Origin of the sequence: Rhodococcus sp. (in: high G+C Gram-positive bacteria) (genome assembly GCF_049286785.1) — a bacterium.
Lineage (GTDB): Bacteria > Actinomycetota > Actinomycetes > Mycobacteriales > Mycobacteriaceae > Rhodococcus_F.
Genome location: NZ_JBAQEO010000498.1, coordinates 1 through 24,075, shown reverse-complemented (window position 1 = coordinate 24,075; position 24,075 = coordinate 1). Strand labels below are relative to the sequence as shown.

General features: G+C 66.9%; 27 protein-coding genes. 16 read left to right on the top strand and 11 right to left on the bottom strand.

All coding sequences use genetic code 11. The annotated features are described in order from the left end of the window. Positions 1-22 precede the first annotated feature (22 nt). The 6 genes from WAW17_RS17990 (at position 23) to WAW17_RS17965 (ending at position 4,369) form a co-directional block, all read left to right on the top strand. Entirely contained in the window at positions 23-214 is a 192-nt protein-coding gene (locus tag WAW17_RS17990; RefSeq protein ID WP_422334294.1) for a hypothetical protein, read from the top strand. Between the two features lie 126 nt (positions 215-340). Further along, positions 341-433 (top strand): Ms4533A family Cys-rich leader peptide, encoded by a 93-nt coding sequence (locus tag WAW17_RS17985; protein WP_422334293.1) that lies wholly within the window; start codon positions 341-343, stop codon positions 431-433. 202 nt (positions 434-635) lie between these two features. Continuing rightward, positions 636-1,667, top strand: a complete 1,032-nt coding sequence (locus WAW17_RS17980; protein WP_422334304.1) for a sulfate ABC transporter substrate-binding protein — start codon at positions 636-638, stop codon at positions 1,665-1,667. A gap of 49 nt (positions 1,668-1,716) precedes the next feature. After that, a complete protein-coding gene (gene cysT / locus WAW17_RS17975) occupies positions 1,717-2,556 on the top strand; it encodes a sulfate ABC transporter permease subunit CysT (protein ID WP_422334303.1) in 840 nt (279 codons plus the stop codon). Continuing rightward, a complete protein-coding gene (cysW, locus tag WAW17_RS17970; RefSeq protein WP_422334292.1) occupies positions 2,553-3,359 on the top strand; it encodes a sulfate ABC transporter permease subunit CysW in 807 nt (268 codons plus the stop codon). The genes cysT and cysW overlap by 4 nt, the downstream gene beginning before the upstream one ends. After that, a complete protein-coding gene (locus WAW17_RS17965) occupies positions 3,356-4,369 on the top strand; it encodes a sulfate/molybdate ABC transporter ATP-binding protein (RefSeq protein ID WP_422334291.1) in 1,014 nt (337 codons plus the stop codon). The genes cysW and WAW17_RS17965 overlap by 4 nt, the downstream gene beginning before the upstream one ends. Positions 4,370-4,412: 43 nt before the next feature. On the opposite strand, the gene WAW17_RS17960 is transcribed toward WAW17_RS17965, so the two are convergent. The 7 genes from WAW17_RS17960 to WAW17_RS17930 all read right to left on the bottom strand — a co-directional run bounded on the left by WAW17_RS17960 (position 4,413) and on the right by WAW17_RS17930 (position 11,048). Beyond that, complete coding sequence (locus WAW17_RS17960) at positions 4,413-5,273, bottom strand: universal stress protein (RefSeq protein ID WP_422334290.1); 861 nt, start codon at positions 5,271-5,273, stop codon at positions 4,413-4,415. Between the two features lie 94 nt (positions 5,274-5,367). Then, positions 5,368-6,123, bottom strand: a complete 756-nt coding sequence (locus WAW17_RS17955) for a sirohydrochlorin chelatase (protein WP_422334289.1) — start codon at positions 6,121-6,123, stop codon at positions 5,368-5,370. Positions 6,124-6,134: 11 nt separating this feature from the next. Continuing rightward, entirely contained in the window at positions 6,135-7,430 is a 1,296-nt protein-coding gene (locus WAW17_RS17950; RefSeq protein ID WP_422334288.1) for a sulfate adenylyltransferase subunit 1, read from the bottom strand. 2 nt (positions 7,431-7,432) lie between these two features. Next, positions 7,433-8,368, bottom strand: a complete 936-nt coding sequence (gene cysD / locus WAW17_RS17945) for a sulfate adenylyltransferase subunit CysD (protein WP_422334287.1) — start codon at positions 8,366-8,368, stop codon at positions 7,433-7,435. Continuing rightward, positions 8,365-9,105 carry a phosphoadenylyl-sulfate reductase gene (locus WAW17_RS17940; RefSeq protein ID WP_422334286.1) on the bottom strand — a complete coding sequence of 247 codons (741 nt, stop codon included), beginning with the start codon at positions 9,103-9,105 and terminating at the stop codon, positions 8,365-8,367. Before WAW17_RS17940 ends, cysD begins: the two co-directional genes overlap by 4 nt. Beyond that, on the bottom strand, positions 9,102-10,829 hold the full coding sequence (locus WAW17_RS17935) for a nitrite/sulfite reductase (protein WP_422334285.1): 1,728 nt from the start codon (positions 10,827-10,829) through the stop codon (positions 9,102-9,104). The genes WAW17_RS17940 and WAW17_RS17935 overlap by 4 nt, the downstream gene beginning before the upstream one ends. A 126-nt stretch (positions 10,830-10,955) precedes the next feature. Further along, positions 10,956-11,048, bottom strand: coding sequence for an Ms4527A family Cys-rich leader peptide (locus WAW17_RS17930; RefSeq protein ID WP_422334284.1), 93 nt, complete (start codon positions 11,046-11,048; stop codon positions 10,956-10,958). A gap of 136 nt (positions 11,049-11,184) precedes the next feature. On the opposite strand from WAW17_RS17930, the gene hemW reads away from it, so the two are divergent. After that, on the top strand, positions 11,185-12,399 hold the full coding sequence (gene hemW, locus WAW17_RS17925; RefSeq protein WP_422334283.1) for a radical SAM family heme chaperone HemW: 1,215 nt from the start codon (positions 11,185-11,187) through the stop codon (positions 12,397-12,399). A 9-nt stretch (positions 12,400-12,408) separates the two neighbouring features. Here the strand turns inward: hemW and WAW17_RS17920 are convergent, their stop codons facing one another. Beyond that, on the bottom strand, positions 12,409-12,726 hold the full coding sequence (locus WAW17_RS17920) for a type II toxin-antitoxin system VapB family antitoxin (RefSeq protein ID WP_422334282.1): 318 nt from the start codon (positions 12,724-12,726) through the stop codon (positions 12,409-12,411). A 244-nt stretch (positions 12,727-12,970) separates the two neighbouring features. Here WAW17_RS17920 and hrcA point away from each other — a divergent pair, with 244 nt between their 5' ends. The 9 genes from hrcA (at position 12,971) to era (ending at position 21,165) form a co-directional block, all read left to right on the top strand. After that, positions 12,971-14,014: a heat-inducible transcriptional repressor HrcA gene (hrcA, locus tag WAW17_RS17915; RefSeq protein ID WP_422334281.1), complete on the top strand. Its 1,044-nt coding sequence runs from the start codon at positions 12,971-12,973 to the stop codon at positions 14,012-14,014. A 96-nt stretch (positions 14,015-14,110) separates the two neighbouring features. Next, on the top strand, positions 14,111-15,259 hold the full coding sequence (dnaJ, locus tag WAW17_RS17910) for a molecular chaperone DnaJ (protein ID WP_422334302.1): 1,149 nt from the start codon (positions 14,111-14,113) through the stop codon (positions 15,257-15,259). 2 nt (positions 15,260-15,261) lie between these two features. Beyond that, entirely contained in the window at positions 15,262-16,023 is a 762-nt protein-coding gene (locus WAW17_RS17905) for a 16S rRNA (uracil(1498)-N(3))-methyltransferase (RefSeq protein ID WP_422334280.1), read from the top strand. 31 nt (positions 16,024-16,054) lie between these two features. Then, positions 16,055-16,828: an alpha/beta hydrolase family protein gene (locus tag WAW17_RS17900; RefSeq protein WP_422334279.1), complete on the top strand. Its 774-nt coding sequence runs from the start codon at positions 16,055-16,057 to the stop codon at positions 16,826-16,828. A 94-nt stretch (positions 16,829-16,922) separates the two neighbouring features. Beyond that, positions 16,923-17,996 carry a PhoH family protein gene (locus WAW17_RS17895; protein WP_422334278.1) on the top strand — a complete coding sequence of 358 codons (1,074 nt, stop codon included), beginning with the start codon at positions 16,923-16,925 and terminating at the stop codon, positions 17,994-17,996. 35 nt (positions 17,997-18,031) lie between these two features. Next, positions 18,032-18,574 (top strand): rRNA maturation RNase YbeY, encoded by a 543-nt coding sequence (ybeY, locus tag WAW17_RS17890; RefSeq protein ID WP_422334277.1) that lies wholly within the window; start codon positions 18,032-18,034, stop codon positions 18,572-18,574. 21 nt (positions 18,575-18,595) lie between these two features. Further along, positions 18,596-19,930, top strand: a complete 1,335-nt coding sequence (locus WAW17_RS17885) for a hemolysin family protein (protein ID WP_422334276.1) — start codon at positions 18,596-18,598, stop codon at positions 19,928-19,930. Further along, on the top strand, positions 19,923-20,246 hold the full coding sequence (locus tag WAW17_RS17880) for a cytidine deaminase (protein WP_422334275.1): 324 nt from the start codon (positions 19,923-19,925) through the stop codon (positions 20,244-20,246). The genes WAW17_RS17885 and WAW17_RS17880 overlap by 8 nt, the downstream gene beginning before the upstream one ends. 1 nt (position 20,247) lies before the next feature. Then, positions 20,248-21,165, top strand: coding sequence for a GTPase Era (gene era / locus WAW17_RS17875; protein WP_422334274.1), 918 nt, complete (start codon positions 20,248-20,250; stop codon positions 21,163-21,165). Here the strand turns inward: era and WAW17_RS17870 are convergent. The 3 genes from WAW17_RS17870 to WAW17_RS17860 form a co-directional block, all read right to left on the bottom strand. Further along, on the bottom strand, positions 21,162-21,722 hold the full coding sequence (locus tag WAW17_RS17870) for a TetR/AcrR family transcriptional regulator (protein WP_422334273.1): 561 nt from the start codon (positions 21,720-21,722) through the stop codon (positions 21,162-21,164). The two genes, era and WAW17_RS17870, sit on opposite strands and share 4 nt — an antisense overlap. A gap of 3 nt (positions 21,723-21,725) precedes the next feature. Further along, a complete protein-coding gene (locus WAW17_RS17865; protein ID WP_422334272.1) occupies positions 21,726-23,216 on the bottom strand; it encodes an amidase in 1,491 nt (496 codons plus the stop codon). A gap of 40 nt (positions 23,217-23,256) precedes the next feature. Continuing rightward, positions 23,257-24,075, bottom strand: an 819-nt coding sequence (locus WAW17_RS17860) for a PLP-dependent aminotransferase family protein (RefSeq protein WP_422334271.1), incomplete at its 5' end; no start/stop codon positions are given.

Genomic DNA, 24,075 nt, shown 5'->3' with positions numbered 1-24,075 from the left:
GTGCGAACGTTAGTCTGGGGTGATGGACCGGATGGCGAGTTGGTGGGACGAGTTCGAACTCTGGATCGCCGGGCTCCCGTTCGTCCCTCAGGTCGCTCTGGTGCTGCTGGTGATGGTGCCGGTGTGCAGAGGAGTTGCGTGGCTGCTCGATCGGGGGCTGGCCGCTGTATTCGTCCTGCTGAAAAGGGACCCGCCCGAGGTGGAGGAAGCCTGATGCCACGTTCACGCGTCACTCTTGCGCTGATTGCGCTGATCGTTCTCGTCATCGTTTCCTGGTTGCTCACCCGGTAGCTCTCGCTCCATTCGAACCGGGCGTATAGCCTCTGCTACAGTCCACGGCGTGTCTGAAGCAGCCGTACACCAGGTCCGCCATGAATTGGCGTTGATCGCTGTAGGCATGCTCGCCGTCGCCGACGTCGCCTGTTGTCGATAACTTCTCGCGCTCAGCGCTCCGCGCCGAAGGTGTGACTGCCCGGACCTGTGGTGTCCGATTCTGTCAGTCCTTCCGAGGTCGAACCGCTCTGCATGCGCCCGCAGCACGATTCCGTGCCGGACTCTCCGATCGATCCTCTCGAGCTACCCAGTGACAGATCCCCAGGAAGGTTTCTTCAGTCATGAAACGCCGCTCTCCGAGCCTGCAATCCCGATCACGCCTTCTGCTCACGGCCCTCGTGACACTCGGAGCCGTGACGCTGACCGCATGCGGCGGCGGCGCCAGCGACACCGTCGGCAGTGAGGCTGCAGCAGGGGACGGGAGCGCCGGCACGCTCAACCTCTACGCCTACGCGGTCCCGAAGCCGGGCTACGACAAGCTGATTCCCGCCTTCAACGCCACCGAAGAGGGCGAGAACGTCAACATCCAGCAGTCCTACGGAGCCTCGGGTGATCAGTCCCGCAAGGTCAAGGACGGTGCCGAGGCCGACATCGTGAACTTCTCCGTCGAACCCGACGTGACGCGTCTCGTCGATGCCGGCCTGGTGGACAAGAGCTGGAACGAGGACGCCTACAAGGGTCTGCCGTTCGGCTCGGTCGTCACCATCGTGGTGCGCGAGGGCAACCCCAAGAACATCCAGGATTGGGACGACCTGCTCGAGCCGGGCGTCGAGGTGGTCACGCCGAACCCGTTCAGCTCCGGCTCCGCCAAGTGGAACCTACTGGCTCCCTATGCGGCCAAGAGCAACGGCGGCCAGGATCCCGCGGCTGGTCTCGCATATATCACCTCGCTGGTGAACGATCACGTCAAGATCCAGCCGAAGTCGGGACGTGAGGCGTCCGAGGCCTTCCTGCAGGGCAGCGGCGACGTTCTGCTCAGCTACGAGAACGAGGCCCTGTTCGTCGAGGGCAACGGCGACCCTGTCGAGCACGTGACTCCGCCCGTCACCTTCAAGATCGAGAACCCGGTGGCGGTGCTCTCCAACAGTAAGAACCTCGAAAAGGCCAACGCGTTCAAGGACTTCCTCTACACCACAGAGGGTCAGCGGCTGTGGGGCGAGGCCGGATTCCGCCCCGTCGACCCGGCGGTGGCCGCGGAGTTCGCGGACAAGTTCCCGGAGCCGGCCAAGTTGTGGACCATCGCCGATCTCGGTGGGTGGAAGACGGTGGACGGAGAATTGTTCGCAAAGGACACCGGAACCATCGCGGTGATCTACGACAACGCAACCAAGTAAGCGAGACGTGAGCGAGAAACCCACGACGACGGGTGGAGGCGGCACCACGGTGCTCTCTCCGCCCGTTCGTCGCACTCCCGAGAAGATCGCCAGGGTGACCGGCGCGGTCGGCCCCCTCGGTATCGGAATCGCGTCGCTGTGGCTCAGCATCATCGTGGTGCTGCCGCTCGCCGCGTTGGCAGTGGCCGCCTTCGGCGACGGAATCGGCGGTTTCGTCGACGCGATCACGTCGCCGGTGGCACTGGCCTCGCTGCGGATCACCGTGTTGGTCTCGGCGGTCGTGGCCGTGATCAACGTCGTGATGGGCACCCTGATCGCATGGGTGCTGGTCCGCGACGAGTTCCCCGGCAAACGCGTCGTCAACGCACTGATCGACCTGCCGTTCGCGTTGCCGACCATCGTCGCCAGCATCGTGCTGCTGTCGCTGTACGGGCCGGAAAGCCCGATCGACGTGCATCTCAATGCCACGCAACCGGGCGTGATCGTGGCGCTCGCCTTCGTCACGCTGCCCTTCGTGGTGCGGTCGGTGCAGCCCGTGCTCATCGAAGTGGACAAGGAAGTCGAGGAGGCCGCCGCCTCGCTCGGCGCGAACAACCTGACGATCTTCCGCCGGGTCGTTCTGCCCACCCTGGGACCGGCGATCATCGGCGGCGCCGGCCTGGCTTTCGCACGCGCGATCGGCGAGTACGGTTCGGTCGTACTCATCGGCGGCAACATTCCCCGGGAGACCCAGGTGGCCTCGCAGTACATTCAGCAGCAGATCGAGATCGATCGGCCCGCCAGTGCGGCGGCCGTGTCGGTGGCTCTCCTGGCCATCGCGTTCGCGACGCTGTTCGTGCTTCGGATCCTCGCGAGCCGGGGTCAGCGTCGAGAGGAGCAGGCACAGTGAAGCTTTCGGGGTCCACCCGGATCACGCTGCGCACCGTTGCGCTGCTCTACCTGTTCGGCCTGCTGGTCGTCCCGATCGGTCTCATCCTCTGGCGCACCTTCGAGAACGGCATCGCCGCCTTCATCGATGCGATCAGCACGCCTGCCGCGATCTCCGCGCTCAACCTGTCGCTGCTCATCGTCGCCATCGTGGTCCCGATCAATGTGGTGTTCGGAATCGTCACTGCGCTGGCCCTGGTCCGCGGGCGGTTCCCCGGCCGGGGCATCGTTCAGGCGGTGGTCGATCTGCCGTTCGCTGTCTCACCCATCGTGGTCGGTGTGTCGCTGATCCTGCTCTGGGGTGTCAACGGCTGGTTCGGTGGACTGGAGTCCCTGGGATTCAAGGTGATCTTCGGTCTCCCGGGCATGGTCATCGCGACGCTGTTCGTGACACTGCCGTTCGTCGTCCGCGAAGTGGAGCCGGTGCTGCACGAAATCGGGGAGGAGCAGGAACAGGCGGCCGCCACGCTCGGAGCGAACAAGTGGCAGACGTTCCGGATGATCACTCTTCCTGCCATCCGCTGGGGACTGACCTACGGAGTGGTCCTGACGGTCGCCCGTTCCCTCGGCGAGTTCGGCGCGGTCATCATGGTCTCGTCGGGCTTCCCGGGCGTCTCACAGACGTTGACGCTGCTGGTTCACTCGCGTTACATCGACGACCACAACACCTTCGGCGCGTACGCCGCGTCCACACTGTTGATGGGTATCGCGCTGCTCATTCTGCTTCTGATGACACTGCTCGACCGCAAGAGGAGCACCACATGATCACCGTGACCGGCGCGCGTAAGAACTACGGCTCGTTCGCCGCCCTCGACGACGTCACCATCGACATCCCGTCCGGTTCGCTGACCGCACTTCTCGGGCCGAGCGGTTCGGGTAAGTCGACGCTGCTCCGATCGATCGCCGGCCTCGAAAATCTCGACTCGGGCACCGTCACCATCGGCGGGAAGGACGTCACCAACGTTTCGCCGCAAAAGCGCGATATCGGTTTCGTTTTCCAGCATTACGCCGCGTTCAAGCACATGACGGTGCGCGACAACGTCGCGTTCGGGCTCAAGATCCGGAAGCGACCCAAGCCGGAGATCGAGAAGAAAGTCAACGAGCTCCTGGAGATCGTGGGCCTCGACGGCTTCCAGCACCGCTACCCGGCGCAGCTGTCCGGTGGTCAGCGTCAGCGCATGGCGCTCGCCCGGGCGCTCGCGGTCGATCCGCAGGTGCTGCTGCTCGACGAACCGTTCGGCGCCCTGGACGCGAAGGTGCGCGCGGATCTGCGCACCTGGCTGCGACGACTGCACGACGAGGTGCATGTCACGACCGTTCTCGTCACGCACGACCAGGAGGAGGCCCTCGACGTCGCCGACCGGATCGCAGTGCTGAACAAGGGACGGATCGAGCAGATCGGCGAGCCCGAGGACCTTTATGACCGTCCGGCCAACGACTTCGTCATGTCGTTCCTCGGGTCGGTGGCAAAACTCAACGGGCAACTGGTCCGCCCGCACGACATCCGGCTCGGGCGAACCCCCGAGCTGGCGCAGGCGCAGGAAGCGGGAACAGCCGAAACGCTCGGCGTCACGCGGGCGACGGTGGAACGGGTGGTGCACCTCGGATTCGAGGTGCGTGTGGATCTGCGCAACGAGGCGACCGGTGAGCAGTTCTCCGCGCAGGTGACCAGGGGGGACAGTGCGGCGCTGAACCTGAAGGAGGGCGAGACGGTGTACGCGCGGGCTACCCGCGTCCCCGATCTCCCCGAGGCGCTGGTACCGGTGGCTCTGTAGGCCCCACCGCGGGGCCTCCGGAGCGCGCAACTGTTCTCCGGGATCAGCCGTCGCGGCAGACCAGCACGGGGCACCGGGCATGGTGGATCAAGCTCTGGGCCGTCGAACCGACCACCGACGCCATGAAGGGAGTGCGTCCGTGACTGCCCACGACAACGAGTTGCGACCGCACCGAATGCTCGAGAAGAACCCGCATCGGCCCACCGCGCTCGATGCAGCGGGTCACCTGGACATCGGGGTACTTCTCACACCATCCCGCCAGACTCTCCGCCACCACCGCTGACAGGTGCTGCTGATGCGCAGACCAGTCGGTGAAACGCCTGACTTCCGAATAGCCGCCGAGTGTGGACTGTTCGCTCCACGAATGCACCGCGACGAGGGGGCAACCGAAGAACGACGCCAACTCGAACGCGTGCGTCACCGCCATCTCACTGAGGGGGCTGCCGTCCACTCCGACCGTCACGGGCAGGGAGTCGGTGACCTCATGGCCCTGCACACCTCGCCACACCGCCACCGGACAGTGGGCATTGTTCGAGATCCGCACCACGTCCGATCCGACGAATATCGATCGCATCTCGCTCGTGCTCGCGGGGCCGAGTACTACGATGCGTGCCGTCTGGGACAGTTCCACGAACACCCGAGCCGGTGGACCGGAGAGAATCCTGCGCTCGACGGGCAGGTTCGGCCGGTCGGCGCGGACCGCGCGTTCCGCCGCGTCGAGCAGCTCCTCCCCTTCCGTGTTCGACTCCCCGCCGGGATGTTGCGGAACGGGCAGCACATGGGTCAGACGGAGGGGTTCGTCGAACCGATCAGCAGCAGATGCGGCCCAGCGCGCCGCTTCCACGGCGCCGTCCGATCCGTCGATGCCGACGACGATTCCATGTCGAATCGGAGCTGTGGTCATGGTGATGCCTCCTACCCTCAGCTTCCAGTTTGGGCCGAGAGGGCATGGCTGCGCCAGAGCTGACTGCGTTTGCGAGGCGGCGCGGGTGCGTTCCTCAGGCAGTGAGGGCGCGGAACCTCTGCAACATCGATGCCGTCTGCTGGTAGCGGTCGAGTGCCACGTCGACCAGGTGGGGATGAGGCCCGATCGTGTCGGCGTAGAGCGCTTCGGGAGCGCAGGCCTCCGCGGCACGGGTCAGCCGGTCGGTCAGGAGCCCGGGGGCCAGGAACCACGGGGCGATCGCGATCCGCTCGGCGCCCGCCCGCCGCAGGTCTGCGATCGCCCGATCCACGCCGGGGGTCGCGGAGGTGACGAAACAGGCGGTGGCACCGACCCACCGTGTACCCACGGCAAGCGCGGCGGCGAGCGAACGGGTCCGGTCGTTCGCCCCCGGATCCGAGGAGCCGACCGCAGCGAGCACCACACCCATACGTTCGTCCTCCGCGCGGCCACCCGCTTGGGCGACACGATCACGCACAGCGTCGGTCAGCCGGCTGTCCCCGCCGAGCACATCGGACTGCGCGAGACGCAGATACGGGTGCCGCCGGCGCGCTGCGGCGATCATTCCGGGAAGGTCCACCCGCGCATGAAACGCGCTGCCCAGCAACAGCGGCACCACCACTGCGGAGGAATTGCCGTCTGCGGCGACCGCGTCGATCACCTGGTCGACGGAAGGGGCACCCAGATCGAGAAAGCACATCCGGACGTCGAGGTCGGGCCGGCGCCGGCGGATCGCGGCAACGACAGCCGTGACCGTCCGCGCACTGCGGGGGTCGCGGCTGCCGTGTGCGACAGCGATCAGGGGCGCCATGGTTGTCGCGCCTAGACGCGCTCGCCGAGTTCCACCGCAGCGATCGCGTCGCCGACGAGTCCCGCCGCCAGCGTGTTGCCGCCGGCGGGATCGATCAGCAGGAAACTGCCGGTGTGGCGGTTCACGGTGTAGTCGTCGGCCACCACCGGCTCTGCCACGCGCACCGAGATCTTGCCGATTTCGTTGAGCTCCAGCGACTCCGGGCTCGGCTCTGACGTGAGTTCCTGCTCGTTGAAGCGCTCGACGATCGCTCCCACGATGGCCTGTGTGGTCCGGGTGCCGTGCTTGAGGAGTAACCGGGCGCCGGGGCGCAGCGGCTTCTCGGCCAGCCAGCATACGGTGGCGTCGAACTCGCCGAGTGGTTCCGGGGCGTCGGCGGGCGATGCGATCACGTCACCGCGGGAGACGTCGACGTCGTCCGCGAGAACGAGGGTGACGCTGCGGCCCGCGTGAGCATTGCCGAGTTCACCGTCCGCGGTGTCGATTCTGCTGACCGTCGTCCGGATGCCGGAAGGCAGGATCACCACCTCGTCACCGGGGGAGACCTCGCCGGCTGCGACCTGACCCGCATAGCCGCGGTAGTCCGGGAACTCCGCGGTTCGCGGCCGGATCACGTACTGCACGGGAAAGCGCAGACCCACCCGATGCGGTTCGGCATCCACCGGTACCGACTCCAGATGCTCGATGAGCGTCGGGCCACCATAGTAGGGGGTGTTCTCCGAGCGCACCGCGACGTTGTCGCCGTGCAGTGCGGACACCGGGATCTCGAGAACGGCGTCGGAATCCCAGCCCAGCGAACTGGTGAGGGACCGGAACTCGTCGGAGATCTCCGCGAACACCGTGGCCGGGTCCTCGACCAGATCGATCTTGTTCACGGCCAGGACCAGCCTGGGAACACCGAGGAGGGCGAGGACGGCGGCGTGCTTGCGGGTCTGCGAGATCACACCCTTGCGGGCATCGACCAGGAGGATCACCAATTGCGCCGTGGATGCGCCGGACACCGTGTTGCGGGTGTACTGCACGTGACCGGGGGTGTCGGCGAGCACGAAGGAGCGGCGCGGCGTGGCGAAGTACCGGTACGCCACGTCGATCGTGATGCCCTGTTCGCGCTCTGCGCGCAGGCCGTCGACCAGCAGCGACAGGTCGGGCGTGGACAGACCCTTGTCGACCGAGGCGCGGGTGACGGCATCGATCTGGTCGGCGAGTACGGACTTCGTGTCGTACAACAACCGGCCCACGAGGGTGGACTTGCCGTCGTCCACGCTGCCGGCCGTGGCCAGCCGGAGGAGCTGTGTGTGCGAGGTCATGATCAGAAATAGCCCTCTCGCTTGCGGTCTTCCATGGCCGCTTCGGAAACTCGGTCGTCGCCGCGGGTCGCGCCGCGTTCGGTCAGCCTGGAAGCGGCGACCTCGGCAAGAATTGCCTCGTTGTCGGCGGCCTCGGAGAGCACCGCGCCGGTGGTCGACCCGTCGCCGACGGTCCGGTACCGCACCGACAGTGTCTGCAGCTCTTCACCTTCGGCAGGACCACCCCACACGCCGGGGGTCATCCACATGCCGTCTCGCTGGTACACCGGACGCTGGTGGGCGTAGTAGATGCCGGCCAACTCCACGTCGTCGCGGGCGATGTAACGCCAGATGTCGAGCTCGGTGAAGTTGCTCAGCGGAAAGACACGGACCTGCTCGCCGGGGGAGTGCTTGCCGTTGTACAGGTTCCACAGTTCGGGACGCTGACGCTTGGGATCCCACTGGCCGAACGCGTTGCGCAGGGAAAAGATACGTTCCTTGGCGCGGGCACGTTCTTCGTCGCGGCGGGCACCACCGAAGACCGCGTCGAAACGGTTCTCGGAGATCGCGTCGAGCAGGGGAACCGTCTGGAGCGGGTTCCGGATACCGTCGGGACGCTCGGTGAGACGACCGTCGGCAAGGTAGTCCTCGACCTTCGCGACGTGCAGTCGCAGGTTGTACTTCGCGACGATGTGATCGCGGAAGTCGAGCACCTCCTGCAGGTTGTGGCCCGTGTCGACGTGCAGGAGGGCGAACGGCAGCGGCGCCGGCCAGAAGGCCTTGATGGCCAGGTGCAGCAGCACCGTGGAGTCCTTGCCGCCCGAGAAGAGGATGACGGGTCGTTCGAACTCGCCCGCGACCTCGCGGAAGATGTGGATGGCTTCGGACTCGAGGGCGTCGAGCGTGTCGAACCGGCTGCTATCGAGCAGGGGGCGTGAAGTGGCGAGATCGAGTGTCATGAGGCGTGCAACCCGCATTCTGTCTTGGCCTTACCGGCCCAGCGACCGCTGCGGGGATCGCTGCCGGGGGCTGGCTTGCTGGTGCACGGAGCGCACCCAATGGACGGATAGCCTTCGTCGACAAGCGGATTCACGAGAATCGAATGCTCGTCGATGTAGGCCTGCATCTGTTCGTCGGACCAGGCGGCGATCGGGTTGATCTTCACCAGATCGAATGCCTCGTCGTACGAGATCAGCGGAGCATTTGCCCGCGTCGGGGCTTCGACGCGGCGGATGCCGGTGACCCAGGCCCTGTAACCGGAGAGAGTCTCCTTCAACGGCGCGACTTTGCGAAGCGCGCAGCAACGGTTGGGTTCGCGGGCGAACAGGTCCTTGCCCTCGGCCACATCCTGTTCCGCGACCGTTGCCGCCGCGCGAGCGTTGATCACGTTGACGCCGTACACCTGCTCGACCGCATCGCGGGTACCGATGGTCTCCGCGAAGTGGTAGCCGGTGTCGAGGAATAACACGTCGACGCCGGGATGGACCTGCGCAGCGAGGTGGACGAGAACGCCGTCCTGCATGTTCGAGGCGACGATGAAGCTGTCGCGCAACCCGGCGGCTTCCTCGGCCCCGGACCCGAACGTGTCCTCGGTCCATTGCAGGAGTTCCTGCGCGGACGCACCGTCGAGACTTGCCGCCCCCTGCGCGGCAAGTCGTCGAAGATCGTCCCGGGTGGTGGTGGTGTCGAGATTCATCGCAAGTCTCCTTCGTCTGCGCGAACGGCCCACTCTGCGAAGCGTTCCCCCTCGTTGCGATGCTTCACGAAATGACGGACGACGCGATCGATGTAGTCACCCAGTTCTGTGCTGGCGACCTTGTGCTGGCGCAACTTCCGACCGAATGCGGCGTCGAAACCGAGGCTTCCGCCGAGGTGGACCTGGAAACCCTCAACCTGGTTACCGTCGCCGTCGTCAACCAACATCCCCTTGAAGCCGATGTCGGCGACCTGCGAACGGGCGCACGAGTTGGGGCAGCCGTTGATGTTGATGGTGATCGGCACGTCGAGCTGGGCGTTGATGTCTTCGAGGCGCTGCTCGAGCTCGGGAACGAGTACCTGCGACCGCTTGCGTGTCTCCGCGAAGGACAGCTTGCAGAATTCGATCCCCGAGCACGCCATCAGGTTCTTGCGCCAGTGCGACGGACGCGCCGGCAGGCCCACCTCGTCGAGGTCGGCGATCAGCTGATCGAGCTTGTCGTCCGCCACATCGAGGATGATCAGCTTCTGGAAAGGCGTGAACCGGATCTTGTCGCTGCCTGCCCGCTCGGCCGCATCGGCCACCTTCGCGAGGATCGTGCCCGACACACGACCGGCGATAGGCGCGACGCCCACGGCATTGAGGCCGTTGCGGGTCTTCTGCACACCCACGTGATCGATGGGACGCGTGGGCTTCTCGGGCGCGGGACCGTCGATCAGCTTCCGCTTCAGGTACTCGGTCTCGAGCACCTCACGGAACTTCTCGATGCCCCAGTCCTTGACCAGGAACTTCAGGCGAGCCTTGCTCCGCAGGCGCCGGTAACCGTAGTCGCGGAAGATCGAGACGACCGCCTCCCACACGTCGGGAACCTCGTCCAGCGGCACCCAGACGCCCACGCGTTGCGCGAGCATCGGGTTGGTGGACAGCCCGCCGCCGACCCAGAGGTCGAGGCCGGGACCGTGTTCGGGGTGGTTGACGCCGATGAACGCGACGTCGTTGATCTCGTGGACCACGTCCTGCTGGCCCGAGATGGCGGTCTTGAACTTGCGCGGCAGGTTGGAGTACTCGGGCTTGCCGATGTAGCGACGGACGATCTCGTCGATCGCGGACGTCGGATCGAGCACCTCGGTCAGCGACTCACCGGCGAGCGGAGAACCGAGCACCACGCGCGGGCAGTCGCCGCACGCCTCGGTGGTCTTGAGCCCGACTCCTTCGAGGCGCTTCCAGATCTCCGGAACGTTCTCGACCTCGATCCAGTGGTACTGGACGTTCTCCCGGTCCGAGAGGTCGGCCGTGTCCCGGGCGAACTCCGTGGAGATTCCGGCGATGGTGCGAAGCTGCTCCACGTTGAGAGCGCCGGCGTCGCACCGGACCCGCATCATGAAGTACTCGGCCTCGAGGAGGTCGATGTTCTCGTCACCGGTGAAGGTGCCGTCGTAACCCTGCTCGCGCTGGGTGTACAGACCCCACCACCGCATCCGGCCCCGCAGGTCGCCCTTGTCGATGCTGTCGAAGCCCTGCTTCGAATAGATGTTCTCGATGCGCGCCCGGACGTTGAGAGGGTTGTCGTCCTTCTTCGCTTGCTCGTTGGCGTTGAGTGGCTCGCGGTAGCCGAGGGCCCACTGTCCCTCGGCGCGTCGGCGGACCGGCTTCGCCGTGCGGGTGCGAGCGGGCGCGGGAGGTGCGTCGGTGGCAGCGGGGGAGGCGTCGGTGGTCGACGTCATGAAGCGCTCCTGAATCTCACGGGTTACCGGCTCGAAGCAGAGGAGGAGAACTTGTTCTCGCTCAGGGCATTCGAATCCGGCCGGAAGTAGAGAAGGATGGTGAACGGAAGTGACTCTCTGGCTGAACTACTGCGCGCGGCAGGGCAGACAGCAACAGCTGCAGACGCGCTTGAGATCGACGTGACGACGCGCCACAAGTCGCACTCCGGGTCCGGTCATGCGGTCGATTGTGCCACGTCACATCGGCGGTGGAGAGCCGGGGACCGGATTTCCACCATTTTTGGGGGAAATATCACTGTCGGGGGTGTTCCGGCGGCGGTAATCCGCCGGAACGTGGGCCTGGGACACTGGAGGGGTGAACGGAACGAGCATCACCACGGGTAGTCGGGAAGCGGCCGGATTCGAACTGCCCGCAGAGTCGCTGGCAGGGGTCGGCGACCGACCGTTCGGGATTTACGTGCACGTGCCGTTCTGCGCCACCCGCTGTGGATACTGCGATTTCAACACCTACACCGCGGGCGAACTCGGCACGTCGGCGTCGCCGCAGTCGTGGATGGAGGGATTGCGCCGCGAGCTCGATGCGGCGGCAGAGATGACCGGCGCACCGGACGTCGACACCGTCTTCGTCGGGGGCGGCACTCCGTCTCTGCTCGGCGGTGACGGTCTGGTCGAGGTCCTCGATGCGATCCGCGCGAGTTTCGGACTGGCGACCGGCGCCGAAGTGACCACCGAATCGAATCCGGAATCCACCTCACCGGAGTTCTTCGAGCGTTTGCGCACCGGCGGGTACACCCGGATCTCGCTGGGTATGCAGTCGGCCGCGCAGCACGTTCTGAAGGTGCTCGACCGTACCCACACGCCCGGCCGGGCGGTGGCCGCTGCGCGAGAGGCCCGCACGGCCGGTTTCGACCACGTGAATCTCGATCTGATCTACGGAACGCCGGGGGAGCGGGACGAGGACCTGGACCTGTCGCTCGATGCGGTCCTGTCGGCCCAGGTGGATCACGTGTCGGCCTACGCGCTCATCGTCGAGGACGGCACCGCACTGGCACGGAAGGTGCGGCGCGGTGAACTCCCCGCGCCGGACGACGACGTTCTCGCCGCACGGTACGAACGCATCGACGCCAGGCTCGCAGAGGCGGGCCTGACCTGGTATGAGGTGTCGAACTGGGCGCGTGCAGACGACGAAGGTTCGAGGTGCCGGCACAATCTGGGGTACTGGGACGGTGGCGACTGGTGGGGTGCCGGACCGGGCGCGCACAGCCATGTGGGCGGTGTGCGCTGGTGGAACGTCAAGCACCCGGCTCGCTACGCGGAGCAACTCGAGGCGGGAACTCTTCCCGTCGGTGGCAGTGAACATCTCACCGTCGAGGACCGGCATGTCGAGCGGGTGATGCTGACGGCCCGGCTGCGGACCGGACTGCCGCTCGCCGAACTTGATTCGTCCGAACGCCGCGCTGCCGAAGAAACGGTGGCCGACGGCCTGTTGCTCCCCGAGGGTGATCGCGTGGTGCTGACCGACCGGGGACGGCTGCTCGCGGATGCCGTCGTGCGCAACATCCTGCGGTGACCCGCCCGGTCAGCCCGTCACGATTCCGGGCATCTCGTCGTAGTCGAAGACACGTGCGTGTAGGACGACGCGGTTGCGCAACGCGGACCGCACGGCCCGGTGCAACCCGTCCTCGAGATACAGCACACCGTGCCAGCGGACGGCATGGGGAAAGAGGTCTCCGTAGAACGTGGAGTCCTCCGACAGCAGCCGGTCGAGTTCGAGGACTTTCGTGGTGGTGACGATCTCGTCCAGCCGCACCTGCCGAGGGGGAATCTTCGACCAGTCGCGCAGCGACAACCCGTGGTCCGGGTACGGCTTGCCGTCCATGACACCTTTGAAAATCATCGCTTCGCATCCATCTGGGTTTCGGCCGCGCCTGTTCGTCAAATCCTTGGTCGTGGCCCGAGGAGGTTCGAGCACCACACCGAGGTTTCTTGCACCACAGTAAGGCCTCGGCAGGTATCGGGGTCCGGACGATTAGACTGGATCGAGCCGAGATGGACGTGGGTCGGAGCATGTGACGGCCGATTCGCATCGACATTCGGTGAGGCGGCTACCTGTGACGATCGAGAACTGGAGGTGGATGGCGGTGTCGAGTGCAGACGACAGACGTTTCGAGGTTCTCCGCGCAATTGTTGCCGACTACGTCTCCACACAGGAACCGGTCGGGTCGAAGGCGCTGGTCGAGCGGCACAATCTCGGTGTATCGAGCGCCACCGTGCGCAACGACATGGCGTTCCTCGAGAGCGAGGGATACATTGCGCAGCCGCACACCAGCTCGGGTCGCGTACCCACGGACAAGGGCTACCGCCAGTTCGTCGACCGCATCGCAGACGTGAAGCCGCTGTCGAGCGCGGAGCGCCGCGCGATCCTCGAGTTCCTCGAGTCCGGGGTCGATCTGGACGACGTTCTCCGACGGGGGGTACGGCTGCTTGCGCAGCTCACACGCCAGGTCGCGGTTGTGCAATATCCCACACTGTCGGCGTCATCGGTCCGTCACCTCGAGGTGGTGGCACTCACCCCCGCCCGGCTGCTTCTCGTCCTCATCACCGATTCCGGCCGCGTCGATCAGCGCATCGTGGAGCTGGGTGACGTGCTCGATGACGAAAACCTCTCGCGGCTGCGATCGCTGCTCGGCGGCGCACTCGAAGGCAAGCGGCTTGCCGCCGCGTCCATCGCCGTGTCGGAACTTGCCGAGGAGGCACCCGACAATCTGCGCGACGCCGTGATCCGCTCGGCCACCGTGCTGGTGGAGACTCTCGTCGAGCACCCGGAGGAGCGGCTGGTCCTCGGTGGCACCTCGAACCTGACTCGTAACGCGGCCGATTTCACGGGTCTGGCCGGATTTCCCGGTTCGCTGCGGGCCGTGCTCGAGGCGCTCGAGGAGCAGGTGGTGGTCCTCAAACTGCTGGCCGCCACACAGGACTCCGGAACCGTCACCGTGCGGATCGGTGAGGAGACCCAGGTGGAGCAGATGCGCGGTACCTCAGTTGTCTCCACCGGCTACGGTGCAGCCGGGAACGTGCTCGGTGGGCTGGGTGTGCTCGGACCCACCCGCATGGACTATCCGGGAACAATCGCGTCGGTGGCCGCTGTTGCGAGATATATCGGTCAGGTGCTCGCCGAGCGATAACGGCCGAACTCGGCCGTGCTCGCCCGCAGCCGCCGCCGGCGGTCGGAAGACGTACTAATGCGAGTAAACGAAGCAGACAAGGACGAGAGACTCAACGTGGCACGGGATTACTACGGACTGCTCGGCGTCGATCAGAAGGCGACCGATCAAGAGCTCAAGCGCGCATACCGCAAGCTTGCGAGGGAACTGCATCCCGATGTGAACCCCGACGAGGAGGCTCAGGCCAGGTTCCGTGAGATCTCGGCGGCCTACGAGGTGCTGTCGGACCCCGAGAAGCGGCGCGTCGTCGACCTCGGCGGGGACCCCCTGTCGTCGGGTGGCGGTGGTGGAGCCGGATTCGGTGGTGGATTCGGGGGCGGGCTCGGCGACGTGTTCGAGGCGTTCTTCGGTGGCGGTGGCGGTGCCGGGCGGGGTCCCCGCGGGCGCGTACAGCCCGGTGCGGATTCCCTGCTGCGCACCAAGCTGACGCTGGCGGAGTGTGCCACCGGCGTGACCAAGCATGTCACCGTGGAGACCGCGATCCTGTGCGACAGCTGTACGGGTTCCGGCACCAACGGGGATTCGAAGCCGGTGCGATGCGAGACGTGTGGTGGCGCGGGCGAGGTCCAGTCCGTTCAGCGTTCGTTCCTCGGTCAGGTGATGACATCCCGTCCGTGCCCTACCTGCCGCGGCGCCGGCGAAACCATCCCGGACCCCTGCCACAAGTGTGGCGGTGACGGCAGGGTGCGTGCCCGCCGCGACATCTCCGTGAAGGTGCCGGCCGGTGTCGCCGGGGGCATGCGGATCCGGCTCGCCGCACAGGGTGAGGTGGGACCCGGCGGCGGACCCGCAGGCGATCTGTACGTCGAGGTGGTCGAGCAGGCTCACGAGGTCTTCGTCCGCGACGGCGAGGATCTGCACTGCACCATCCGGGTTCCCATGGTCGACGCGGCGCTCGGCACCACGGTCACCATCGACACGATCATCGATGGCCCCAAGGACATCGTCATCGAGCCGGGTACCCAGCCGGGATCGGTGACGGTATTGCGCGGGCACGGTATGCCGAAGCTCCGATCCGGTGTGCGCGGCGACGTCCACGCGCATCTCGAGGTGGTCGTTCCGTCCCGCCTCGACCACAAGGAGACCAAGCTGCTCCGCGAGTTCACGGAGATGCGGGACCGCGACGTCGCCGAGGTGGTCTCCACCCAGTCCCAGCACAGCGGTGGCTTGTTCTCGCGCCTGCGTGAAGCGTTCAGCGGTCGCTGACCGTGGCGGCCACGGTCTTCTTTCTGGACCCGCTGCCCGAAGCCGGGCACATCGCGGTACTCGACGGCCCCGAGGGCAGGCACGCCGCAACCGTGCGCAGGATCGGAGTCGGTGCGCGGATCGTTCTGGCCGACGGCCGTGGTGGGCTGGCCGACACGGTGGTGACGGCGGCCGCCAAGGACCGGCTCGAGTTGAGCGTCCACGAACGTCGTCAGATCACCGCCCCGAAGCCCGCCGTCACGCTCGTGCAGGCACTCCCCAAGGCGGAGCGGTCGGAGTTGGCGGTGGAACTCGCCACCGAGGCGGGTATCGACGCGATCGTTCCGTGGCAGTCCTCACGCTGCGTGGCCCGGTGGGAGGGGCCCAAGATCGCGAAGGGCGTCGCCCGGTGGCGCAGTGCGGCGCTCGCGGCTGCCAAGCAGTCGCGGCGTGCCCTCGTTCCCACTGTGTCCGATCCGCGCCGCACGGCGGATGTGCTCGCGCTGGTGCGCGAGGTCGCCGGTCGCGGCGGCGTGGTCGCGGTGCTGCACGAGGCGGCCACGGAAGGCCTGGCAGCACTCCCGCTGCGCTCGGCAGAAGAGGTGGTGCTGATCGTCGGTCCGGAAGGCGGGATCTCGGACGAGGAGATCGCCTCGCTCACCGAGGCCGGTGCCGTCCCCGTGCTACTCGGCCCGCATGTGCTGCGCACCTCGACGGCCGCGGCGGTGGCGCTCGGGGCGATCGGTGTGCTGACGGATCGATGGGGCGCGGCGCCCCTCGCGTGAGGGGTCGACGCCCCGGTTAGCCTGATCGCTCGTGGACCGCATTCGCATCGCCTACGGACCCGAACCCCAGCAGTTCGGGCACTTCTACCCGCCCGAAGACCCGACGTCCGGGCCGGTGCCGGTGGTGATGGTGGTGCACGGAGGATTCTGGAGCGGCAGGTACCACCTGAATCTGGGCACGAGTTTCGCGGTCGAACTGGCCCGCCACGGGGTCGCCGTCTGGAACATCGAGTACCGCAGGATCGGTGCCGGCGGTAGCTGGCCGGAAATGTCCGCGGATGTTGCCGCCGCCTTGGATGCGGTCGCGGGGCCGGTCGCGGCGCAGTCCCCGGTCCCGTTCGATCTGTCCCGTGTCAGGGTCGTCGGCCATTCGGCCGGGGGACAGTTGGCGGTGTGGCTGGCGGGGGAGTCCGGCACCCGGGTACGCCCCGAGATGGTCCTCTCGCAGGCCGGCGCGCTCGACCTCGCGTCGGCGGCGGAACGGGGACGGCGAATCGGATACATCGAGGACCTCTTCGGCGTTCCCTTCGAGGAGAATCCCGACCTCTACCGGGCGGCATCCCCGCGACACCGCGTTCCCGTCGGCGTCCCCGTCGTGTGTGTGCACGGAACCGAGGATGCACAGGTTCCGGCGAAAGTCAGCATCCGGTACGGCGAGGCCGCGGAGGCAGCGGGCGACCCGGTCGCACTGCACCTCGTCGAAGGGGAGGACCACCACGCTTTCCTCGATCCCGGTACCGAGTGCTGGAGGATCTCACGGCACATCCTGCTGTCCGGACCTACGAACTCGCCCCCGGATTCGTAATCAGGTGGGCGCGCTGACCTGCGAGCGTTAGACTTTTGGGAGCACGACGACCGTCGCGCGGCACCGGGAACCGGAAGTAGGCCATATCCCACACGTGAGTGAACAAGACCAGAACGCCGAGACGTTCACCGCTCCCCGTCCGGCGGAACGCACCGTGCGCTCGAGCATCGATCTTCCCCTCGAAACGGTTCCTGCCCTGCTCGGTTCGTCGGATGAGAACCTACGAGCGCTCGAACGGGTTCTGGACGCCGACATTCACGTACGAGGCAATGCGGTCACGCTCACCGGAAAGCCTGGTGACGTGGCGCTCGCCGAGCGGGTCATCAGCGAACTCACCGCCATCGCCGGTCGTGGCCAGCCGCTGGCACCGGATGCGGTGCGTCGTACGGTGGGGATGCTCACTCAGGGGCTGAGCGAATCGCCCGCCGAGGTGCTCACCCTCGACATCCTGTCGCGGCGGGGCAAGACGATCCGGCCCAAGACGCTGAACCAGAAGCGGTACGTCGACGCGATCGACGCCCACACGATCGTCTTCGGCATCGGGCCCGCCGGTACCGGCAAGACCTACCTGGCCATGGCGAAGGCCGTGCAGGCACTGCAGACCAAGCAGGTGTCCCGGATCATCCTCACCCGTCCAGCGGTGGAGGCGGGGGAGCGGCTCGGCTTCCTGCCGGGGACCCTGCACGAGAAGATCGATCCCTACCTGCGGCCGCTGCACGACGCACTGCACGACATGATGGATCCCGAGGCAATTCCGAAGCTCATGCAGTCGGGAATCATCGAGGTCGCACCCCTGGCGTATATGCGAGGCCGCACGCTCAACGACGCGTTCATCATTCTCGACGAGGCGCAGAACACCACCGCCGAGCAGATGAAGATGTTTCTCACCCGTCTGGGCTTCGGTTCCAAGGTGGTCGTCACCGGCGACGTCACGCAGGTGGATCTGCCCGGCGGCGCCCGGTCGGGACTGCGCGCGGCCACCGAAGTCCTCGGGGACATCGACGACATTCATTTCGCGGAGCTCAACAGCAGTGACGTGGTCCGGCACCGGCTGGTGTCCGACATCGTCGATGCCTACGAGCGTTTCGAGGCGGACCGGGACGGCAAGCTCGAGCTCGGTAACCGTGCACAGCGGCGAGCTGCGCACTCGCGTTCGCCGCGACGGTAGGGTAAGTGTCGCCGTACTAGGAGGAAGCGACACATATGAGCATCGAAGTCTCGAACGAGTCGGGCATGGACGTCTCCGAGGAGGAGCTGATCAGCGTTGCCCGCTTCGTTATCGCGCGGATGGATGTCCATCCCGCGGCCGAGTTGTCGATGGTCCTCGTGGACTCGGCCACCATGGCCGACCTCCACATGAGGTGGATGGATCTGCCCGGTCCCACCGATGTGATGTCCTTCCCGATGGACGAACTCGAGCCCGGCGGCCGCCCGGATGCGCCCGAACCCGGTCCTGCCATGCTCGGTGACATCGTGCTGTGCCCCTCGTTCGCCGCTGAGCAGGCAGACAAGGCCGGCCATCCGCTGGCGCACGAACTCGCCCTGCTCACCGTTCACGGTGTCCTTCACCTCCTCGGCTACGACCACGCAGAGCCGGCGGAGGAGAAAGAGATGTTCAGCCTGCAGAATCGGCTGCTGGAAGAGTGGTACGAAGATCTGCGCAGGGCCGAACGTGACGCCGAGCTCGCTGCCCGGGATCAGAAGCTGCTCGGCAAGGCCGGTTTCTTCGATTCCCCCGAACAGTAGCCGGCACGTGAAAGGCCATTCGTGAATAGCGCCGTCGCGCTGATCGTTCTCGCGATCGTCCTCGTCCCCGTCGGTGGTGTGGTCGCCGCCGTCGATTCCGCCCTCAATACGATCTCGCGCGCGCGGGTCGAGGAACTGGCGAAGGACGACCGTCCCGGTGCGGACCGCGTACTCCGGATCCTGTCAGATCGCCCCCGTTACGTGAACCTCATGGTGCTGCTGCGCATCGTGTGCGAGATCACGGCCACCGTGGTGCTGGTCGGCGGACTGATCGACCTCCTCGAACCGGTGTGGGCACTCACCCTCACCGCGGTCATCATGGTGCTCGTCGATTACGTGGTGATCGGTGTCGGTCCCCGTACCCTCGGACGTCAGCACGCGTACTCCATCGCGTTGATCGCGTCGATGCCGTTGCAGGCCATCGGAACGTTGCTGGGACCGATCAGCCGTCTGCTCATCCTCATCGGAAATGCGATTACACCCGGACGGGGATTCCGCAACGGGCCCTTCGCATCCGAGATCGAATTGCGTGAACTCGTCGACATGGCGCAGGAACGCGGGGTGGTGGCCGACGAGGAACGCCGGATGATCCAGTCCGTGTTCGAACTCGGCGACACCTCGGCCCGCGAAGTGATGGTGCCCCGCACCGAAATGGTGTGGATCGAGAACGACAAGAGTGCCGGCCAGGCCACCTCGCTGGCGGTGCGCAGCGGGCACTCGCGGATACCGGTGATCGGTGAGAATGTCGACGACGTGATCGGTGTCGTGTACCTCAAAGACCTGGTACAGGAGACCTATCATTCGCGCGACGGCGGTCGCAGTGTCAGCGTCCGCGACGTGATGCGGCCGGCAGTGTTCGTCCCGGATTCCAAGCCGCTCGACAGCCTGCTTGCCGAGATGCAGCGGGACCGCAACCACATGGCGATCCTCGTCGACGAATACGGCGGCGTGGCAGGACTTGTCACCATCGAGGACGTCATCGAGGAAATCGTGGGTGAGATCGCCGACGAGTACGACCAGGACGAGACGCCTCCGGTCGAGGATCTCGGAGACGGCATGTTCCGGGTGTCCGCGCGGCTACCCATCGAGGATCTCGGTGAACTGTTCGGGATCGACCTCGAGAACGACGAGGTGGAGACCGTCGGCGGGCTGATCGGCTACGTGCTCGGACGCGTCCCGCTCCCCGGTTCCGAAGTGGAGTACGGCGGCCTGGTTCTGCGGGGCGAGGGTTCCCCCGATGTTCGGGGACGGGTGCGTATCGGCACGGTCTTTGTGCAACGCGCACCGACCGACGAGGATGGCGACGACGACTACGACTACGACTACGACCGGGACCGGGAGTATGACGATGACTGAACCGGGCGACGAAGATGCCAAGCTGGTCGTGCTCGCACGTGGGGCGTTCGGCCGCACCGGAAGTGGTCAGGGGGCCGCCGTCCGCGATATCGACGGCCGCACCTACTCGGCGGGAGCGGTGGCGCTGACGTCGCTGTCGCTGACCGCGCTGCAGGCGGCTGTCGCGGCCGCGGTGTCGAGCGGCGCCGAGGGCTTCGAGGCCGCAGCTGTGATCGGCGGCAACCCGGAAGACCCGGGTATCGCCGCGCTACACGAAGTCAGCGCGCAGGCGGCAGTCGTCTTCGCGCGAACCGATGGATCCGTGATCGAGGAGTAGCATGAGCAAACCCGAATTCCGTTCCGGATTCGTCTGTTTCGTCGGACGTCCCAACACCGGCAAGTCCACGCTCACCAATGCGTTGGTGGGCAGCAAGATTGCGATCACGTCGTCCCGGCCGCAGACCACGCGGCACACCATCCGCGGCATCGTGCACCGCGAACACGCGCAGCTGATCCTCGTCGACACCCCCGGACTGCACCGGCCCCGGACACTCCTCGGTCAGCGCCTCAACGACCTTGTGCGCGACACGTACTCCGAGGTCGACGTGATCGGCCTGTGCATCCCGGCGGACGAGAAGGTCGGTCCGGGAGACCGCTGGATCGTGGAGCAGGTGCGCCGCATCGCTCCCAAGACCACACTGATCGGCATCGTCACGAAGATCGACAAGGTCAGCAAGGACGCCGTGGGTCAGCAGTTGCTTGCGGTGTCGAAACTACTCGGTCCCGATTCGGATGTGGTTCCGGTCTCCGCCACCTCGGGGGAGCAGGTCGATGTTCTCGTCGACGTGCTCGCGTCGAAGATGGAAGAGGGGCCCGCCTTCTATCCGGACGGTGAGCTCACCGACGAACCCGAAGAGACGCTGATGGCCGAACTCATCCGTGAGGCGGCACTCGAAGGGCTCGGCGACGAACTGCCGCACTCCCTGGCCGTGGTGATCGAAGAGATCATCCCGCGCGAGGGGCGCACCGAGAAACAGGGTGAACTGCTCGACGTCCACGCCCTCCTCTACGTCGAACGGCCAAGCCAGAAGGGCATCGTGATCGGCAAGGGCGGTGCCCGGCTGCGCGAGGTCGGCACCAAGGCGCGCACCCAGATCGAGAAGCTGCTCGGCACCAGGATCTTCCTCGAACTGCACGTGAAGGTGGCCAAGGACTGGCAGCGCGACCCGAAACAGCTGGGCCGTCTGGGATTCTAGGATGCGGCCCTGAGGAGAAGAAGCACCGACGCCGCGATGTCGTGATCACCGTCGCGTCCGGTTGCGAGTCTTCGGAGCTGCAGTCCGGCGATGGTGGCCACGACGGTGGGGGCGACGGCCGCCGCATCGGGGACACCGAGGGCGGTGAGGATCGTCGCCGTCAGGTCGTCGTAGGCGGCGAAACAGTCTGCGGCGGCTTGATGCAGCTCGTGGTCGCGTCCCGCGTGGATGTACAGCTCGAACGGGGCGATCCGTTCGGCGGAGAACGCAAGATCCTTCGCGACCTTCTCGGTGAGCGCCGCGGCATCCTCGAGGCTCAGACCCTTGTCGCGGTATCCCTCCGCCAGCTCCGACAGTCGCTGCGTCTCCTCCGTCACGAACCCCGACAGCGCGGCGCGCAACAGGTCCGTCTGCGTGGGGAAGTGGTACGTGATGGAACCGAGCGACACCCCGGCCTGCGCGGCGATCCGCCGATTCGTCACGCCGGGAATGCCTTCCGTCCCGACGATGTGCAGCGCCGCCGCCAGGATGCGGTCACGAACGTCCGTCGAAGCCACCGGTCACCACCACTTCCCGGGACGTTCCAGGTCCCACCGCAGCACCGATTCGAGCTGGGCCGCAACCGACACCAGCAGTGGTTCGGTGCCGTCGTGTCCCATCAGCTGGGCTCCGGTCGGCAGGTTGCCGGACGTCAACCCGGCCGGGACGTTCACGCTGGGCCAGCCCAGCACGTTCCACGGCCACGCGTACGGGCAGACCGCGGTGATCACCTTGTCCGTGGCCCATGAGCCGATGCCGTCGATCCCCTCGACCCTCGGTGGGGGAGTCGCGGTGGTCGGGGCGAGGACGAGGTCGTACTTGTCGAAGATTGCACCGACCCGCCGCCGCATCCTCGGCTCGGCTGCCCGGGCGGCGCGCAGGGGAGCCCCGCGCAGCAACCTTCCGGTCCGGGCGTTGCCCTTCGTGCGTGGGTCGACGAGCGACGGGTCCGGGATCTTCCGCATCCAGTCGTCGATGCCGGCCATCGACCGCGGGAGGAAGCCGAGGCCGAACATGATCCCGTAGTCGGGATCGTCCACCACGACCCGATGCCCGAGTCCGCGTAGCGCCTCGGCGATCCGCGCGACGCCCCGACGCACCTCGGGGTGCAGCGTGGTGGGTGTCGCGGTGAACGGGATGCGCAGGGACAGTGCGATGCGCAGCCGTCCGGGGTCGCGGCCGACGGCGTCGCTGACGGTGACCGGTGCGGGTGTGTGAATGTCGCCCTCGTGTGGGCCCGAAGCGACATCGAGGAGCAGGGCGGCGTCGGCGACCGTCCGGGCCAGCGGGCCGTTGACGGTGAGACCGTAGAACGCCTCGGGCGCAGGCCAGGTGGAGATGCGGCCGCGTTGGGGTTTGATCCCGACGAGGTTGGTCCACGCGGCGGGGATGCGGATGGAACCGGCGCCGTCCGAACCGATCGCCGCGGACACCACCCCGGCGGACACGGCCGCCGCGGCGCCGCCGGACGACCCGCCCGGGGTGTGGTCACCGTTCCAGGGGTTACGGGTGTGGCCGAAGGCCGGTCCGCCGGTGAGCGGCCACTGTCCCAGTTCGGGGCTGTTGGTCTTGCCCACGACGACGGCACCGGCGGCGCGCAGTCGTCGCACCAGTTCGGAGTCCCGCGCCGCGGGCGGGAAGTCGCCGGGGCACCCGAACGCGGTCGGTTCCCCGGCCACGTCGACGTCGTCCTTGACGGCGATCGGGACACCGAGCAGTGGTAGGCGCTCACCGGCGGCGATCCGGCGGTCGGCCTCGGCGGCTTCGGCCAGTGCCTTGTTCCGGCGGACCACCTTGAACGCGTTGAGCGTTGGCTGGCTCGCGTCGATGCGGTCGAGGGCGGCGCGGGTGGCCGCGACCGAGGTGGTGGCCGCCGATGCCAGCGCATTCACCTGCTCGACGAGTCCCGGTGCCCAGTCCCGGTCATCTTCGCCCTGCCGTTCACTGCCCTGCCGTTCACTGCCCTGCCGTTCACTGCCCTGCCGTTCACTACCCCGTTGTCCCGTGCTCATCTCGCCCCTCCGACGCCACTGTTCGTTCGAACGAACAGTATCAGCCGAGATGCCGGCGGACTACCCCGCCGATCGCCTCGGCGGCCCCGCGAGCCCGCGATTCGGGCAGCCGCGCGTATCCGCAGACCAGCCCCCGGGGTCCGCCCGGTGTGGTGCGGTAACCGGCGAGGCTCGGGACCGTCACGCCGTGGTGCAGCAGCTCAGCCGACAGGGCGACGTCGTCGACGGAACCGGGCAGCGTCAGGACGACGTGGAGACCGCCCTCGATGCCGGCGAGCCCGACGCCGTCCGTGTCGACCGCGGACAGTTGCTGCTGCAGAGCGGTGACGAAGGCGGCCCGGCGAGCCGAGTAGGTGCGGGAGGCGCGGGCGAGGTGCCGTGACAGCGCACCCGAGTCGATGAACTGCGCCAGCGCGAGGGCAGTGATCGCGCAGCAGGCCTCGCTACTCGTGTCCAGGGCCCGGACGATCCCCGGCCGGAGCGCCGGAGGGGCGATCACCCACGCCACCCGGATCGAGGGAGTGAGGATCTTCGAGGCGGTGCCCACATACGCCACGCATTCGGACCCGCGGTCGATGCTGCGCAGGGCGGGCAGCGCCGACACGTCGTAGCGGAACTCGCCATCGTAGTCGTCCTCGATGATCACCGTTCCGGACGCCGCGGCGTCGGCGACGAGTCTGGCTCTGCGGCCCACCGGCATCCGGGCACCCATCGGATACTGATGGGCCGGCGTGCAGTAGGCCGCGGCGTCGGTTGCGCGCAGCAGTGCGGGGTCGAGGCCGTCGCCGTCCACGGACACGCAGCGCGTCCGCACCCCCGAACCCTCGAGGACTGTGCGGGCCCGGCTGTAGCCGGGCTC

Excerpts from the sequence above, each read along its gene's own strand:
- cysD (WP_422334287.1), bottom strand. The coding sequence starts at position 8,368 with ATGACACTCGATCTCGCCACTTCACGCCCCCTGCTCGATAGCAGCCGG.
- era (WP_422334274.1), top strand. The coding sequence starts at position 20,248 with ATGAGCAAACCCGAATTCCGTTCCGGATTCGTCTGTTTCGTCGGACGT.
- WAW17_RS17865 (WP_422334272.1), bottom strand. The coding sequence starts at position 23,216 with ATGAGCACGGGACAACGGGGTAGTGAACGGCAGGGCAGTGAACGGCAG.
- WAW17_RS17955 (WP_422334289.1), bottom strand. The coding sequence starts at position 6,123 with ATGGCGCCCCTGATCGCTGTCGCACACGGCAGCCGCGACCCCCGCAGT.
- WAW17_RS17965 (WP_422334291.1), top strand. The coding sequence starts at position 3,356 with ATGATCACCGTGACCGGCGCGCGTAAGAACTACGGCTCGTTCGCCGCC.
- WAW17_RS17950 (WP_422334288.1), bottom strand. The coding sequence starts at position 7,430 with ATGACCTCGCACACACAGCTCCTCCGGCTGGCCACGGCCGGCAGCGTG.
- WAW17_RS17930 (WP_422334284.1), bottom strand. The coding sequence starts at position 11,048 with ATGACCGGACCCGGAGTGCGACTTGTGGCGCGTCGTCACGTCGATCTC.
- WAW17_RS17960 (WP_422334290.1), bottom strand. The coding sequence starts at position 5,273 with ATGACCACAGCTCCGATTCGACATGGAATCGTCGTCGGCATCGACGGA.
- WAW17_RS17880 (WP_422334275.1), top strand. The coding sequence starts at position 19,923 with ATGACTGAACCGGGCGACGAAGATGCCAAGCTGGTCGTGCTCGCACGT.
- WAW17_RS17935 (WP_422334285.1), bottom strand. The coding sequence starts at position 10,829 with ATGACGTCGACCACCGACGCCTCCCCCGCTGCCACCGACGCACCTCCC.
- WAW17_RS17940 (WP_422334286.1), bottom strand. The coding sequence starts at position 9,105 with ATGAATCTCGACACCACCACCACCCGGGACGATCTTCGACGACTTGCC.
- ybeY (WP_422334277.1), top strand. The coding sequence starts at position 18,032 with ATGAGCATCGAAGTCTCGAACGAGTCGGGCATGGACGTCTCCGAGGAG.
- WAW17_RS17920 (WP_422334282.1), bottom strand. The coding sequence starts at position 12,726 with ATGATTTTCAAAGGTGTCATGGACGGCAAGCCGTACCCGGACCACGGG.
- WAW17_RS17990 (WP_422334294.1), top strand. The coding sequence starts at position 23 with ATGGACCGGATGGCGAGTTGGTGGGACGAGTTCGAACTCTGGATCGCC.